This is a genomic window from Paenalicyclobacillus cellulosilyticus (assembly GCF_014647315.1).
GTDB lineage: Bacteria > Bacillota > Bacilli > Alicyclobacillales > Alicyclobacillaceae > Alicyclobacillus_J > Alicyclobacillus_J cellulosilyticus.
Map to the genome: position 1 here is coordinate 56,855 of NZ_BMOY01000006.1, position 14,256 is coordinate 71,110.

The following is a 14,256-nucleotide window of genomic DNA, read 5'->3' on the forward strand; positions in this document are numbered from 1 at the left end:
TGTATGCATCGGTGTCCATCAGGCCAAACGGCATGGCGTCATCGCCAAACGGCGTGGCGTCACAGGTCAATGCGAGACCAAAACCGGCAGCTCGGTGCGTTGGAGCAGTTCATGCACCACCGGTCCCATCCGCAGCATGTGCCGGTTCGATCCGCCGACGATGACGAGATCGGCCCCTTCTTCGCGCGCCACCTCGCCAATCGTATGCGCCGGATCGCCTATCTCATGCCGGAACTTCACCCGCGTCCGCCAAGGCTGGAATTCATGCAGGACAAGCTCTTCTATCTCCTTTGTGCGCAAAAGTTCATCGCGAGTGAGGATTTGGCGCAAGCCAATCGGGGTCTTGTAATAAACGGATGCGTTTTGGCGCGACACATGCAGCACCGTCAGCCAAGCGTCATCGATGTGGGACAAAAAGAACTTGGTCAGCAGCACCGCGTTTCCGGCCGGGTTGACATGATCGACCGCCCACAGGATCTTCATCTGAAACACCCCCGCGGCCATCCATTGGCGGATGGCGATGACGTTCTCCGACTCCATCATCCGCCATGGCCGCGCACACGAACAGACACGGAATGACCGGTCCCAGCGAAGCCGTGCACAGGATATCTTCAACCCATCGGACTAGTACGAACGGCCGAGGCAACTCAGATCCAGGACAGCATCATCCCCGCAAACGCAGAAAGGATCACCGCACCCCACACGGGCAGCCGCCACATGGCGATCCATCCGTACGCCACGATGGCCACACAAAGGTCGGCCGGCGTCCGCACCGCCGTCGTGAAGACCGGGTTGTATAAGGCTGCCGCGAGCACTCCGACCACCGCCGCGTTCACCCCCGCGAGTGCCGCATGGCAACCCGGGCGGCGCCGCAGCGCGTCCCAAAATGGCAACACCCCCACTACCAGGAGAAAGGCAGGAAGGAAGATGGCCACCAAGGCGACAGCTGCTCCGAGGACGCCATGCGGATACGGCCTCATCACCGCGCCCAGGTAAGCGGCGAAGGTAAACAACGGCCCGGGCACGGCTTGCGCCGCACCGTATCCGGCCAAGAATTGATCCTTGGTCACCCAACCTGGCGGCACAACTTGGTTTTCCAACAGCGGGAGCACGACGTGTCCGCCTCCGAACACCAGCGCGCCTGCCCGGTAAAAGCTGTCGATCACGGCGAGGGTCTGGTTGTGGGTGATGGCGCGCAGCACCGGCAGCGCCAGCAGAAGCGCAAAAAAGCACGCCAAACTCCCTGCCGCCGTGCGCCGGCGGATGGGGACGGAGAACATGCCGGCATCTCCCGCCACAGTTGCCGAAGACGGGGCGAGCCACCGCCAGCCCACCATCCCGGCCGCCGCGATGATGGCCACCTGAACGACACTGGAAGGCCACAGCAGCGAGAGCACAGCGGACACCAGGGCAATGGTTCCAGGCGCTTTGCCGGTGGCGAATCTGGTCGCCATCGACCACACCGCTTGGGCCACGACAGCCACGGCGACCAGCATCATCCCATGCAACCAACCTGGATGTTGCACATGCGTACCGGTTAAGATGTACGCGAAGACGACCAAGGCGACGGCGGACGGAAGCGTGAACCCAGCCCATGCGGCCAGCCCGCCGAGCAGCCCGGCCCGACGGATGCCGATGGCGATACCCACCTGGCTGCTCGCGGGACCAGGGAGGAACTGGCATAAGGCAACGAGATCGGCATAATCCTGTTCATCCAGCCAACGCCGTCGTTGTACATATTCGTCGTGAAAATACCCGAGATGGGCGATGGGCCCGCCGAACGATGTGAGGCCGAGACGAAGCGCGACTTGGAATACCTCTCCAACCGATCCGCGTGATGCGTTGCCTCCGGTTGCACTGCCCGAGTTGGTTTCTTGCCGCATACGACATCCCCCCACGCAACATGCCGATATCCGGCCGCTTGGACGCCGACCAACGGAAGACTGGTTTGCAGCCGGTTGGGTATGGCCGTGCGAGATGCGCCACAGTTGCCTCCATTGTACCATACGGTCGACAACCGGTGCGTCCCCGACGTAGAATGAGCTTCGGATGAAAGGAGCCGTGAGAGGACACATGGTGGCGTGGGATCTCTTCAGCTTCGTCGGCGTCATGGCGTATGCTGCGAGCGGTGCTGTGGTTGCGATAGAGGAACAGTACGACATGTTCGGCGTCTGCGTGCTCGGCTTTGTCACCTCATTCGGCGGCGGGATCCTGAGGAACGTGGTCGTCGGGATCCCGTTGAAGAGCTTCTGGTCTCAGACGAGCATGTTCTTAGCAGCATTTGGAACACTGGTGGCCATCTTGCTTCTGCCGACGCGCTGGTTGCTGCACGGAAAACGGTGGATTGTCGTCTTTGACGCCATCGGGTTATCCGCCTTCGCCATCCAGGGTGCATTGTACGCAAAACAGATGCACTACCCGCTCATCGCCGTGGTGATGGCCGCGGTGTTGACCGGCATCGGCGGCGGTCTCATCCGCGATGTGCTGGCAGGGCGCAAGCCGTTTGTCCTGCGCGAGGAGATCTACGCCGTCTGGGCGATGCTGGCCGGTTTGGTGATTGGCCTGGGATGGGTGGACGGCCGTCATCCAGTGCGGTTGTATGTGCTGTTTGCAGCCATCTTTGCGCTGCGCCTGCTCTCCGTCTGGCGCAATTGGCACATCCCGCGCAAGCCATTCCGAACCCCTCGCCTGGCCGGCCGGCCGCAACCGGCGGCCAGCGCAGAGGGTGAAATCCATGGCAGGCCCGGTTCGGTTTGATACGCCAACTGGGCAAAGATGCGGGACGCTTGGATGCACTGCGGGTGCACCGCCGTAAGCCGTGCGTTCGGACACCCGCGACGCCTTGGCACGTACACCACCTTCGCGGGAGGGGAGCCAAGATGAAGAGAATCCGCCTGCGCGGCCACCACCTGTTGTGTCTGCTCGGCTATCGCGGGATGGGCTACTCTGCGGCGTTCACAGCCAACATGACGCGCATTCACGCCACACTGCGCCGCCAGCCCGACACCCTCGTCGAGCTCGTGGACGGCCCCGACGACTTGTGCGATCACTTTCCACCCGACCAACCGCGCCACTGCGAAGACGGAAACGTCCAGCGACGAGACGCGGCCGTCCTCGCCCAATCCGGCCTATCTCCCGGCGACATGCGGCCATGGCGAGAACTTGAGGTGGTGCTCGGCGCACGTTTTGTACCCGCCGATATCCCGCGCTTGTGCAGTACCTGTCCATGGCTGCCATACGGGGTGTGTGAAGACGGCCTGCGCCGCATCCGGGCCGGGGAAGGGTTGTTTCCTGTCGGAGATGGGACGCATGATGCGACGAGGAACACGTCTTGCTTTTCATGACGCACCGGACAAATCCAGCAAGGCGCAACACTCGATGTGGCTCGTCTGGGGAAACATGTCCACCGGTTGCACCCGGCGCACCACAAAGCCCCCGTCCGCCAGTACGCGCAGGTCGCGGGCGAGGGTGGCCGGGTTGCACGACACGTAGATGATGCGGCGCGGGCGAGCGGCCACCACCGCCGCCAGCACCTGGGGCGCACACCCTTTGCGCGGCGGATCGAGCACCACCACATCGAAGTGCTCCTGGGTGCAGAGCCTGGGCAGAATGCGCTCCACCGCCCCCGTGAGGAACACCGCGTGGGCGATCCCGTTGTGCGCCGCGTTGCGGCGCGCGTCCGCCACCGCCGCCGGCACCTGCTCCACACCCACCACCTTGCGCGCCTGCCGCGCCAAGACCAGGGCGATGGTCCCCGTGCCACAGTACGCGTCGAGGACCACGTCCGTCGGCTGCAGCGCTGCCGCCTGCACCACCTGGGCATAGAGGACGCGCGCTTGGGCGGTGTTCACCTGAAAGAACGACCGCGGGGAGATGAGAAACTCCAGCCCTTCGATGCGCTCCGTGAGCGCGGCCTTGCCGCCGAGCACTTCCACGGTCGGGCCCCAGACGGGCCCGGTCCGGTACGGCTGCACCGTCCGGCAGACGCTCACCACGCGGGGAAGCGCAAGCAGATCATCCACCACCTGGCGCAGGTCGAGATCCTGCCGCGCCGCGACGAGCACCACCATCTGCTCGCCGGTCGTATACGACTCGCGGACGATGAGGTGATGCACGTCCGCTGCGGCCGGGCCGAGGGCGTCTGCCAGCACACGCACCACCGCGCGGACGGTCTGTTCCATCGCCGCACTGGCCAGGTGACACGCCTCCGTCGGCACCAGTTCGTGGCTTCCCATGGCAAAAAAGCCGGCCGTCAACCGGCCAGGCGGATCCGTCCACCGCAGAGGTACCTGGATCTGGTTCCGGTACCGCCACGGGTTGTCCATCCCGAGCACCGGCGCCACCGGCACGTCCGCCAAGCGGCCAATCCGCCGCAGCGCCGCCTCCACCACGCGCCGCTTGTGCTCAAGCTGCCGCGGGTATGCCAAGTGCTGCAACTGACAGCCGCCGCATGCACCGAACACCGCGCACTTGGGCAGGACGCGCCCCGTGTCCGCCATCGCATACCCATTCCCGTCCGTCGCCACGGTGGCAGCCGCCGGTCCGCGGCGGCCTTCGTACTGCGCTCCCTCTGCCGCGTCTTGGCGCGCAGCCGTGGTGGGCACAGGTTCCGGCGCCGAGACGAGGCGGGCGCGCCCGTAGCGGCGCGCCACCTGCGTCACTTCCACCCATGCCTGCTCCCCCGGCAGAAGGCCGGGCACGAACACCGTCAGCCCGTCGATGTACGCGATGCCTTCCCCGTCGTCGTTCAACCGCACCGCTGTGGCCAGATGCCGTTCGCCTGCACGCATGCCGTTCCTCCGCGTCCATCGTGTTGACCTTGGCGTTCAACCGAAGTGCCGCGCCAACGGCGGCCGCGCCCGCGGCGCCTTCCCCACGCCACGCCGGCTCAGGCGTTCCCGCCCGGCTTGCCGAGCCGCTCGAGGAGGAGCTTGTTGACCACCGCCGGATTGGCCTTACCTTTCGTCGCCTTCATGATCTGGCCGACCAGCGCCCCGAGCGCCTTCTCCTTGCCGCCCTGGTAATCGGCGACCGACTTCGGGTTGTTGGCGATGACCTCGTCGACGATGCCCAAAAGCGCCGCCTCGTCGCTGATCTGCTCCATCCCGAGCTCCTTGATGAGCACCGGCGCGTCCTTGCCCGTCTCACACATCGCTTTGAAGACCTCGCGCGCCTGCTTGATGGAGATGGTGCCCTTGTCCACTTCGGCGATGAGCCCCGCCAGCTGCGCCGGACGCACCGGCGAGTCCGCCACGCTCAGGTTGTTGGCGTTCAGGTACCCGAGCAGGTCGCTCATCACCCAGTTGCTCGCCGCTTTCGGATCGGCACCTGCAGCCACCACCTGCTCAAAATAGGCCGCCACGCCCGGATCGGACGTGAGCACGCCCGCGTCGTACGCAGGCAGGTTGAGCTCCCGCATGTAGCGATCCCGCTTCGCGAGCGGCAGCTCCGGCACGGTCGCCCGCACCCGTGCCAGCCATTCGTCGTCGATGTGCAGACGCACCAGATCCGGCTCGGGGAAGTAGCGGTAGTCGTGCGCCTCTTCCTTCGTCCGCATGGACACGGTGGTCTGCGTGGCCTCGTCAAACCGGCGCGTCTCCTGCACCACCTTGCCGCCGCTGCGCAGGATGGCCGTCTGCCGCTCGACTTCGTACTCAAGCGCCTTCTGCACGAACCGGAACGAGTTGATGTTTTTGAGCTCCGTCTTCTCGCCGAACGCCGCTTGTCCCACCGGGCGCAGCGAGATGTTGGCGTCGCAGCGCAGCGACCCTTCCTCCATCTTGCAATCCGACACGTCGCAGTACTGCATGATGCTGCGGATGGTTTCCAGGTACAGCCGCGCCTCCTCCGGCGAGCGGATGTCCGGCTTCGACACAATCTCAATCAACGGCACGCCGGTCCGGTTGTAGTCGACGAGAGAGTGACTGCCGTCCGGCGCGTGCATCGACTTGCCCGCATCCTCCTCCAGGTGGACGCGCACGATGCCAATCCGCTTCCGCTCGCCGCCCACCTCAATCTCCACATACCCATCCTCGCCGATGGGCTGGTCGTACTGGGAGATCTGATACCCCTTCGGCAGGTCGGGGTAAAAGTAGTTCTTGCGGTCGAACTTGCAATCCTGATTGATCCGGCAGTTGAGCGCCAGCGCGGCACGCAGCGCCAACTCCACCGCCTGCCGGTTGAGCACCGGCAGGGTCCCGGGATGGCCCATGCACACCGGGCAGACGTTGGTGTTCGGCGGCGCGCCGAACGTGGTCTCGCAGCCGCAAAAGATCTTCGTCTTCGTCTTCAGCTCGACGTGGACTTCCAGTCCGATGACCGTCTCGAAGTTCATCGCGCAGCACCCTCCACATCCGGCACCGGCAGTTCGAACCCGCGCACCTGCTCGTACGCGCGCGCCACCCGCAGCAGCGTCCGTTCATCGAACGCCTTGGCCAGGATCTGCAGTCCAATCGGCAGGCCTTGCGACGACAGGCCGCACGGGACGCTGATGCCCGGCAAGCCCGCCAGATTGGCCGGGATGGTGTACAGGTCGTTCAGATACATCTGCAGCGGGTTGTCGATCTTCTCCCCCAGGCGGAACGCGGTCGTCGGCGCTGTCGGCGTGACAATCACGTCGCAGCGTGCAAACGCCGCCTCGAAGTCCTGGCGGATGAGCGTCCGCATCTGCTGCGCCCGCTTGTAGTACGCGTCGTAGTACCCGGACGAGAGGGCGTATGTGCCGATGATGATGCGGCGCTTGACCTCCGTCCCGAACCCTTCGCTGCGCGTCCGCTCGTACGTTTCCACCAGCGAGTCGGTCTCCACGCGCAATCCGTAGCGCACCCCGTCGTAGCGCGCCAGGTTGGACGACGCCTCCGCCGGCGCGATGAGGTAATACGTCGCCACCGCGTACTGGCAGTGCGGCAGGCTGACCTCCACCACCTCCGCCCCGGCGCGCGCGAGGGCGGCGACCGCCGCATCGACCGCCCGCTTCACCTCCGGATCGAGCCCGGTGGTGTCGATGTCGGTGACGACCCCAATCCGCAACCCTTGCACACCCGCATCGAGACCTTGCGTAAAGTCCTCCGCCGGCAACGGGGCGGATGTGGAATCGAGCGGATCGTGCCCGCAGATGGCGTTCAATACCCACGCCGCGTCCTCCACCGTGCGCGTGAACGGGCCAATCTGGTCGAGCGAGGACGCAAACGCGATGAGCCCGTAACGGGAGACGCGCCCGTAGGTCGGCTTGAGCCCGACCACGCCGCAAAACGCGGCCGGCTGCCGGATGGAGCCGCCGGTGTCCGAGCCGAGGGCGAACGGCACCATGCCCGCCGCCACCGCCGCGGCCGATCCGCCGCTCGACCCGCCGGGAACGCGCTCAAGGTCAAACGGGTTGCGCGTCTTTTGAAACGCCGAGTTCTCTGTGGACGAACCCATGGCGAACTCGTCGAGGTTGGTTTTCCCGACGAGCACCGCGCCGGTTTCCGCCAGTTTGCGGGCCACGGTCGCCGAGTACGGCGGGACGTAGTTGGCGAGGATGCGGCTCGCCGCCGTGGTCCGCAATCCCTCGGTGCATATGTTGTCCTTGAGGGCATACGGCACGCCGAACAACGGATGATCCGGCGCCCGTTCGTCAAGCGCCCGCGCCTTCGCCAGCGCCTGCTCGTCCAGCGCCAAAAACGCACCGATGCGCCCATCCAGGCGCTCAATCCGTTCGAGCGCCCTCTCTACCCACTCGGACGGCTTGCTCTCTCGTTTGCGGATGGATTCCATTACCTGCTTGACCGTATGTACCGCCATGGCTCACCCCTCCAATACCGCGGGCACCCGCACCTGTTCACCGTCCGTGTCGGGCGCGTTGGCGAGCATCACTTCGCGCGGGAAGCTCTTGCGCGGCTCGTCCTCGCGCAACACATTGAAAAGCGGAAACGGATGGCTGGTCGGTGCGACCCCCTTCAGATCCACCTCCTGCAGCTGTTCGGCGTAGCTCAAGATCTCGTCCAACTGCGGCGCCAGACGCTGCGCTTCTTCGTCGCTCACCGCCAGCCGGGCGAGCTTGGCCACCTGGCGCACCGTGTCTTCGCTGATCCTCACCATCCAACGCCTCCTTACCCTGCCAAAGGTCTGGACACGGCCGGCGCATCGCACCACGTCGCCCGGCCGCACACCGTGCCACATGAAAACCCATCGCGATGACCAGGCACGAAAAAAGGACGGCGGCCACGCCCCGGCAGCCGCCGCATGCGTCCTGTCCCGCGCCCTTGGCACCGCCCTTGGAACATGAAATGTCCGTTCAGCGGGCGACCAACTGGATCACGATGGACGTCAACGAGAAGCAGATGCCGACCAGATACAAGAATACCACAGTTTGAATCTGGCTGAGGCCGGCGCGCATCAGCATGTGGAAGGTATGGCCCTTGTCCGCCACGTACAGCGGACGATTTTCGCGGAACCGCCGGATCATCACCCACAAGGTGTCGAGGATGGGCACACCGAGCGCCAATACCGGGACCACCAGCGAGACGAGCGTGGCGCTCTTGAACGCCCCGTCCACCGCGATGGCGGCCAAGACATAGCCCAAGAAGGTCGCACCGGCATCGCCCATGAAAATGCGGGCTGGGAAAAAGTTGTGGCGGAGAAAACCGAGGGCGCTGCCCATCAGGACGATGGCAAACACGGCCATCGCCGTCTGGCCTTTGAGCATGGCGATGAAGAACAGCGTCACCGCGGAAATCGCGGACAACCCGGCCGCCAACCCGTCCACCCCGTCCAGGAAGTTGATCATGTTCGTGATGGCAACCACCCACAAGACCGTCGCCGGGACGGACAGCCAGAGCGGAAAGGCGAAGTAACCGTGCTGAAACGGCAGGTTGACGCCGTTGATGTTGATGCCGAACAAGACGAGGATGCAGGCGGCCAACACCTGCGTCAAAAGCTTTGGCCAGGCTTTGAAGTCCTTGCCGTGCGTCTTGTAGTAGTCATCGAGGATACCGATGGCGAAGATAAACAAACCGCCGAGGGCGATGCCCCAGAAGGTGTGTCCGCCTGGTCCGAACAATCCCGCCGTGACCACGAAGCTGAAGTAGATGGAGAGTCCGCCCAACAGCGGTACGGGCTGCGTGTGGATCTTGCGGTGATTCGGGCGGTCCACAAATCCTATCTTCAGCGCCCAACGCCGGATGAACGGGATGGACCCGTACGCCAGCAGGAAGGCGACGAGGAAGCTCGCGATGTAATACCACATGGGCAAGGACGGTACCATGCAACAGATCCTCCACGCACATCGTCATCGCGTTTGCCAGCCATTGTTCATTATAGCAGAGACGGGCGCCCCACAACATCCCGGATGAATGTATGTCAGAAAATCCCCGAGTTCATCCGGCGTGCGGGCCGGTATGCCGGCCTGCCCGCGCACATACACATGTCTCATGAGAGGCCGGCCCCGCGGCGGCGCACCCTCGCGGCGGCACAGCCGCACGGCCGGTCCGACAGGAGGGATGCCCATGACGGCCCATGAGATCGCCCTCGCGTGCATCATCTTGTTGCCAGTCGCCTTCGCGCTCGGGCGCTACTCCACCCGTGTGACGTGGTTCCACGCCCGCAACGAGGAGCGCCTGACGGTCCAGGAGTTCATGCGCGGCCGCCAATGACGGCCGCGCCCGCGCGATACGCCGTCTTCTTCATGCGGCCACGGCCGCGCCTGCGGCAGCCCGGCCAAGCCGCGGGGGCCGCACCCTGCCGCGACCACATGCCGCCTACGCTTCCCGCAACGCTTCGGGCAGGTGTTCGCGCAACAGCGCCACAAACGCCTCCTCGTCCCAGATGACCAGGTCCGGACGCTGTCCCGTGGCGAGGAGCGTGCGCGCCTTCTCCAGTTTCGATCCCGCCTTTTCCCCGGCAATGACCACGTCGGTCTTGGCGCTCACACTGCCCGTCACCTTCCCGCCGAGCGAGGCGATGAGTTCGCTCGCCCGCTTGCGGTCGAAGCGGGACAGCGTGCCGGTGAGGACCACCGTTTTGCCCGCGAGCGGTTGCGGGCGCGCGTTGTCCCCTTCACCGCCAAGATAGCGCATGTTCACGCCCGCCGCCTTCAGCCGGGCGATGAGCTGTTGCGCGGCCGCGCTTTGGAAATACGTGACGATGCTCTCCGCCATCTTCGGCCCCACCTCCGGGATGGCGGTGAGTTGTTCGACGCCCGCGGCCATCAACGCGTCCATGTCGCCGAACGCCTGCGCGATGGTCTTTGCCGCCTTCTCCCCGACGTGCCGGATCCCGAGGGCGAAGAGGAGGCGCTCCAGCGAATTCTCCTTGCTGCGGGCGATGGCGCCGAGCAGATTGGCGGCCAACTTCTCCCCCATGCGGTCGAGCGTCAGCAGCTGTTCGCGCGTCAACGTGTACAAATCGGCCGGATCGCGCACGAGACCGCGGGCCAACAGCTGCGTCACCCACTGCTCGCCGAGACCCTCAATGTTCATCGCGTCGCGGGAGGCAAAGTGGATGAGCCGCTCGCGGATTTGTGCCGGGCAAGCCGGGTTGACGCACCGCCACGCGGCTTCACCCTCCAGGCGCACCAACGGCGCCGCGCACTGCGGACATGCCTTGGGCACCGCGACGGGCACCTCCGCACCGGTGCGCAGATCAGGCACCACGCGCACCACCTCCGGGATGATGTCCCCCGCCTTTTGTACGACGATGGTATCCCCGAGGCGGATGTCCTTCTCCCGGATGTAGTCCTCGTTGTGCAGCGAGGCGCGCGTCACCGTGGTGCCCGCCAGGAACACCGGATCGAACACCGCGGTGGGGGTCACCGCACCCGTGCGTCCGACGCTCCACACCACCTCGCGCAGCACCGTCTCCGCCTGCTCCGCCGCGTACTTGTACGCCACCGCCCAGCGCGGGCTCTTCGCCGTCGCGCCGAGCCGCGCCTGGTCGTCGAGGCGGTTGACCTTCACCACCATGCCGTCGGTCGCGTACGGGAGGTCGTGCCTCCGTTCGGCCCACGCCTGGATGTGGGCCATCACGTCCTCCATCCGCCGGAATGTCCGGCGCTCCGGATTCGTCGGCAACCCCTGTGCCGCCGCCCAATCGAGCGCCTCCGCATGCGTGGCGATCCCGGCCGGCGGATCGACGACCATGTAGATGAACACCGCCAAACCGCGGCTGCGGGCGACCTCCGGATCGAGTTGGCGCAGCGATCCTGCCGCCGCGTTGCGCGGGTTCGCGAACAGGGGTTCGCCCGCTTGCTCGCGCTGCTGATTCAGGCGGACAAACGCGTGCTTCGGCATGTACGCCTCGCCGCGGACCTCGACGGTCACCGGATCGCGCAGGCGAAGCGGAACGTTGCGCACCGTGCGCAGGTTCGCCGTGATGTCCTCCCCGGTTTCTCCGTCGCCGCGCGTCGCCCCGCGCACCAACACACCCCCCTCGTAGCGGAGGGAGACGGCGAGCCCGTCGATCTTCAGCTCGCACACGTACTCCACGTCATCGCCCAACACCTGGCGGACGCGGCGGTCAAACTCGTACATCTCCTCCGGGCTGTAGGCGTTCGCGAGCGACAGCATCGGCGTGTCGTGGCGGACCTTGGCGAACGCGGCGGCCGGTTGGCCGCCGACCCGCTGCGTCGGCGAGTCGGGTGTGACCAACGCGGGAAACCGTGCCTCGATGGCCATCAGTTCTCGCACCAAGGCGTCGTATTCGGCGTCCGAGACCTCCGGATTGTCCTCCATGTAGTACCGCTCGTCGTGATAGCGGATGGCCCGGCGCAAGAGCTCCGCCCGCGCCGCCGCCTCCGCCTCGTCCGCCGGAATGGCGTCCCGGGCGCGCACCTGCGCCAGCTCCACGTCAACGTGCGCCATGTGAACCTTCCTTTCCTTCCGTCACCTTGCGGATGGGCGCGAAGCGGGCCAACAGCACCCGCTCGCCGATGGGCGGCGCAAACCGGATGCGCAGCTCCATGTCCTCCCCTTCGCCGTCCACGGCGAGGACCGTGCCCTTGCCCCACTTGCGGTGCTCGACCACATCGTTGGGGCGGTACGAGACGCTGAGGTCGGCCCCGAACGACTTGGGGACGATGAGCTGACCGCCGCCGCGGCGGGCGGGGTCATACCCGCCGCGATCTCCCGTGTCCGCAGCCGCGACGCGCCCGCTGACCGCCCCGGATGCCGCCGCCCCGGATGCCGCCTGCCACCCCGGTGTGCGGTGGCTGCGGTAGCCGGGATCGAGCTCCAGCCACTCCTTCGGCATCTCCTCGAGAAACCGGGATGGCCGCGTCACCTGGAACTGGCCGTAGATGGTCCGCGCCGCGCAGGCCGTCAGATACAGCTTGTCCTTCGCCCGCGTGATCCCGACATAGCACAGGCGCCGCTCCTCTTCCAACTCCGGGTCGCTGCCGAGCGCGCGGCTGTGCGGGAAAAGCCCTTCTTCGAGACCAGGCAGAAAGACCACGGGAAACTCCAACCCTTTGGCGCTGTGGAGGGTCATCAAGGACACCTCGTCCCCTTGCGGCGCGTCCGTCTGCGGGCGGCCGCCGGCGAGGTCCGTGTCGGACAAGAGGGCGAGCTCTGTCAGGAATGCTTCCAGTGCCCCTCCCGCGGCACCGGAAACCGCCGCCCCTGCCGGAGCAACCCCCGCGGCCGCCGCATCCGCACCGTTCGCCGCTTCCGCCCCGCCGCCCTGGCTCGCGAATTTGGCGTCAAACTCGCGCGTGAGGGTCAAAAGCTCCGCCACGTTCTCCAGGCGCGCCTGCGCCTCGAGGGTTCCCTCGGCCGCAAGGGCTTCCCGGTAACCGGTCTTTTCCAACACCGCCTCGGTCAATTCCGTGAGCGTGAGGTACGCGCGCATGGCGGAGAGTGCATGGATGAGCTCGACGAATGCGCGGATGGCGCCGAGAAAACGCGGGGTGACACCCGCCTCCTCGGCGTGCGCGAGCGCGGCGAACAGCGGGATGCCCTCCGCGCGGGCGAACGCCTGCAGCCGCCCGAGGGTGCCTTCGCCGATGCCGCGCTTCGGGACGTTGATGATCCGCTCCAGGCTCGCGTCATCGGCCGGGTTGGCGATGACGCGCAGATAGGCGAGGATGTCCTTGACCTCCTTGCGCTCGTAAAACCGCACGCCGCCGTAGATGCGGTACGGGATGCCGGCCTGCAGCAGCAACTCTTCAATCACGCGGCTCTGCGCGTTGGTCCGGTACAGCACCGCCATGTCCCGGTACAGCACGCCTTGCTGGCGATGCCAGAGGATCTTCTCCGCGATGTAGGCGGCCTCCGCCCGCTCGTCCGGTGCGACGAACAAGGTCGCCTTCTCTCCCTGCGGGCGGTCGGTCCACAGGGTCTTCTCTTTGCGCGCCTGGTTGTGACGGATGACCTCGTTGGCGATGGCGAGGATGGTCTTGGTCGAACGGTAGTTTTGTTCCAAGCGGATGACGGTGGCGTCCGGGTAATCTCGCTCAAACTCCAGGATGTTGGTGATGTCCGCCCCGCGCCAACCGTAGATGGCCTGGTCGGAGTCGCCGACGACGCACAGGTTGCGCCGTTTCTGCGCGAGCAGGGAGACGAGCCGGTACTGGGCGTGGTTGGTGTCCTGATACTCGTCGACATGGATGTAGTGGAACTTATGATGGTAGAACGCGAGCACGTCCGGCTCCTGTTCAAACAACTGGACCGTGCGCATGATGAGGTCGTCGAAATCGAGGGCGTTGTTCACCTTCAGGCGCCGCTCATACTCCAGGTACGCATCCCCCACCACCCGTTCAAACGGGTTGCCCGCCATGTCGCGGACGCGGGCGGCGGATCGGAGCGCGTTTTTGGCGGCGCTGATGGCCGAGAGCACCGCGCGCGGATCAAACCGCTTGACATCGACGTTTTGGTCCTGCAGGATGCGGCGGATCACCGCAAGCTGGTCCGCGTCGTCGAGCACCGTGAAGTTGCTGCGGTAACCCAGGCGGTCGATGTCCCGGCGCAGGATGCGCACGCACATGCTGTGAAAGGTCGTGGCCCAGATGTCGGCCGCGTGGGGACCGACCAACGCCGTCAACCGCTCCTGCAGTTCCCGCGCCGCTTTGTTGGTGAACGTGATGGCCAGGATGGCCCAGGGCGGCACGCGCCGCACCTGCATCAAATACGCCACCCGGCGTGTCAGCACACTCGTCTTGCCGCTGCCGGCACCGGCGACCACCAGCACCGGGCCGTCCACCGTCTCGACCGCCCGCCGCTGTTCCGGATTCAGTCCGGCCAGGATGCTCCCCGCGTCTGTCGCCATCCCGGGTGTCCACATCGC

At 65.9% G+C, this 14,256-nt stretch carries 12 protein-coding genes; 3 read left to right on the plus strand and 9 right to left on the minus strand.

Annotation, left to right across the window (positions count from 1 at the left end):
- Positions 1-66: 66 nt before the first annotated feature.
- Entirely contained in the window at positions 67-540 is a 474-nt protein-coding gene (locus IEX97_RS03220; RefSeq protein WP_229776317.1) for a universal stress protein, read from the minus strand.
- A gap of 107 nt (positions 541-647) precedes the next feature.
- Complete coding sequence (gene chrA / locus IEX97_RS03225) at positions 648-1,883, minus strand: chromate efflux transporter (RefSeq protein ID WP_188881109.1); 1,236 nt, start codon at positions 1,881-1,883, stop codon at positions 648-650.
- A 190-nt stretch (positions 1,884-2,073) separates the two neighbouring features.
- On the opposite strand from chrA, the gene IEX97_RS03230 reads away from it, so the two are divergent.
- Together IEX97_RS03230 and IEX97_RS03235 are read left to right on the plus strand one after the other, a co-directional pair.
- Complete coding sequence (locus IEX97_RS03230; RefSeq protein ID WP_308426177.1) at positions 2,074-2,757, plus strand: trimeric intracellular cation channel family protein; 684 nt, start codon at positions 2,074-2,076, stop codon at positions 2,755-2,757.
- A gap of 122 nt (positions 2,758-2,879) precedes the next feature.
- Positions 2,880-3,344 (plus strand): DUF1284 domain-containing protein, encoded by a 465-nt coding sequence (locus IEX97_RS03235; protein ID WP_188881111.1) that lies wholly within the window; start codon positions 2,880-2,882, stop codon positions 3,342-3,344.
- Here the strand turns inward: IEX97_RS03235 and rlmD are convergent.
- The 5 genes from rlmD to IEX97_RS03260 form a co-directional block, all read right to left on the minus strand.
- Entirely contained in the window at positions 3,339-4,790 is a 1,452-nt protein-coding gene (rlmD, locus tag IEX97_RS03240; protein WP_188881112.1) for a 23S rRNA (uracil(1939)-C(5))-methyltransferase RlmD, read from the minus strand. The two genes, IEX97_RS03235 and rlmD, sit on opposite strands and share 6 nt — an antisense overlap.
- A 98-nt stretch (positions 4,791-4,888) precedes the next feature.
- The gene (gatB, locus tag IEX97_RS03245; protein ID WP_188881114.1) at positions 4,889-6,334 is read right to left on the minus strand and encodes an Asp-tRNA(Asn)/Glu-tRNA(Gln) amidotransferase subunit GatB; all 1,446 of its coding nucleotides are present in this window, start codon (positions 6,332-6,334) and stop codon (positions 4,889-4,891) included.
- On the minus strand, positions 6,331-7,782 hold the full coding sequence (gatA, locus tag IEX97_RS03250; protein WP_188881115.1) for an Asp-tRNA(Asn)/Glu-tRNA(Gln) amidotransferase subunit GatA: 1,452 nt from the start codon (positions 7,780-7,782) through the stop codon (positions 6,331-6,333). The genes gatB and gatA overlap by 4 nt, the downstream gene beginning before the upstream one ends.
- A 3-nt stretch (positions 7,783-7,785) precedes the next feature.
- Complete coding sequence (gene gatC, locus IEX97_RS03255) at positions 7,786-8,079, minus strand: Asp-tRNA(Asn)/Glu-tRNA(Gln) amidotransferase subunit GatC (protein ID WP_188881117.1); 294 nt, start codon at positions 8,077-8,079, stop codon at positions 7,786-7,788.
- Between the two features lie 196 nt (positions 8,080-8,275).
- On the minus strand, positions 8,276-9,244 hold the full coding sequence (locus IEX97_RS03260) for an MraY family glycosyltransferase (RefSeq protein WP_188881118.1): 969 nt from the start codon (positions 9,242-9,244) through the stop codon (positions 8,276-8,278).
- A gap of 241 nt (positions 9,245-9,485) precedes the next feature.
- Here IEX97_RS03260 and IEX97_RS03265 point away from each other — a divergent pair, with 241 nt between their 5' ends.
- Entirely contained in the window at positions 9,486-9,632 is a 147-nt protein-coding gene (locus tag IEX97_RS03265; RefSeq protein WP_188881119.1) for a hypothetical protein, read from the plus strand.
- A gap of 105 nt (positions 9,633-9,737) precedes the next feature.
- Here the strand turns inward: IEX97_RS03265 and ligA are convergent, their stop codons facing one another.
- Positions 9,738-11,837, minus strand: a complete 2,100-nt coding sequence (ligA, locus tag IEX97_RS03270; RefSeq protein ID WP_188881120.1) for an NAD-dependent DNA ligase LigA — start codon at positions 11,835-11,837, stop codon at positions 9,738-9,740.
- Positions 11,824-14,238 carry a UvrD-helicase domain-containing protein gene (locus IEX97_RS03275; protein WP_188881121.1) on the minus strand — a complete coding sequence of 805 codons (2,415 nt, stop codon included), beginning with the start codon at positions 14,236-14,238 and terminating at the stop codon, positions 11,824-11,826. The genes ligA and IEX97_RS03275 overlap by 14 nt, the downstream gene beginning before the upstream one ends.
- Positions 14,239-14,256 lie beyond the last annotated feature (18 nt).

Coding starts and splice junctions, on each gene's coding strand:
- IEX97_RS03220 (WP_229776317.1), bottom strand. CDS start 540: ATGGAGTCGGAGAACGTCATCGCCATCCGCCAATGGATGGCCGCGGGG.
- chrA (WP_188881109.1), bottom strand. CDS start 1,883: ATGCGGCAAGAAACCAACTCGGGCAGTGCAACCGGAGGCAACGCATCA.
- IEX97_RS03230 (WP_308426177.1), top strand. CDS start 2,074: ATGGTGGCGTGGGATCTCTTCAGCTTCGTCGGCGTCATGGCGTATGCT.
- IEX97_RS03235 (WP_188881111.1), top strand. CDS start 2,880: ATGAAGAGAATCCGCCTGCGCGGCCACCACCTGTTGTGTCTGCTCGGC.
- rlmD (WP_188881112.1), bottom strand. CDS start 4,790: ATGCGTGCAGGCGAACGGCATCTGGCCACAGCGGTGCGGTTGAACGAC.
- gatB (WP_188881114.1), bottom strand. CDS start 6,334: ATGAACTTCGAGACGGTCATCGGACTGGAAGTCCACGTCGAGCTGAAG.
- gatA (WP_188881115.1), bottom strand. CDS start 7,782: ATGGCGGTACATACGGTCAAGCAGGTAATGGAATCCATCCGCAAACGA.
- gatC (WP_188881117.1), bottom strand. CDS start 8,079: ATGGTGAGGATCAGCGAAGACACGGTGCGCCAGGTGGCCAAGCTCGCC.
- IEX97_RS03260 (WP_188881118.1), bottom strand. CDS start 9,244: ATGGTACCGTCCTTGCCCATGTGGTATTACATCGCGAGCTTCCTCGTC.
- IEX97_RS03265 (WP_188881119.1), top strand. CDS start 9,486: ATGACGGCCCATGAGATCGCCCTCGCGTGCATCATCTTGTTGCCAGTC.
- ligA (WP_188881120.1), bottom strand. CDS start 11,837: ATGGCGCACGTTGACGTGGAGCTGGCGCAGGTGCGCGCCCGGGACGCC.
- IEX97_RS03275 (WP_188881121.1), bottom strand. CDS start 14,238: ATGGCGACAGACGCGGGGAGCATCCTGGCCGGACTGAATCCGGAACAG.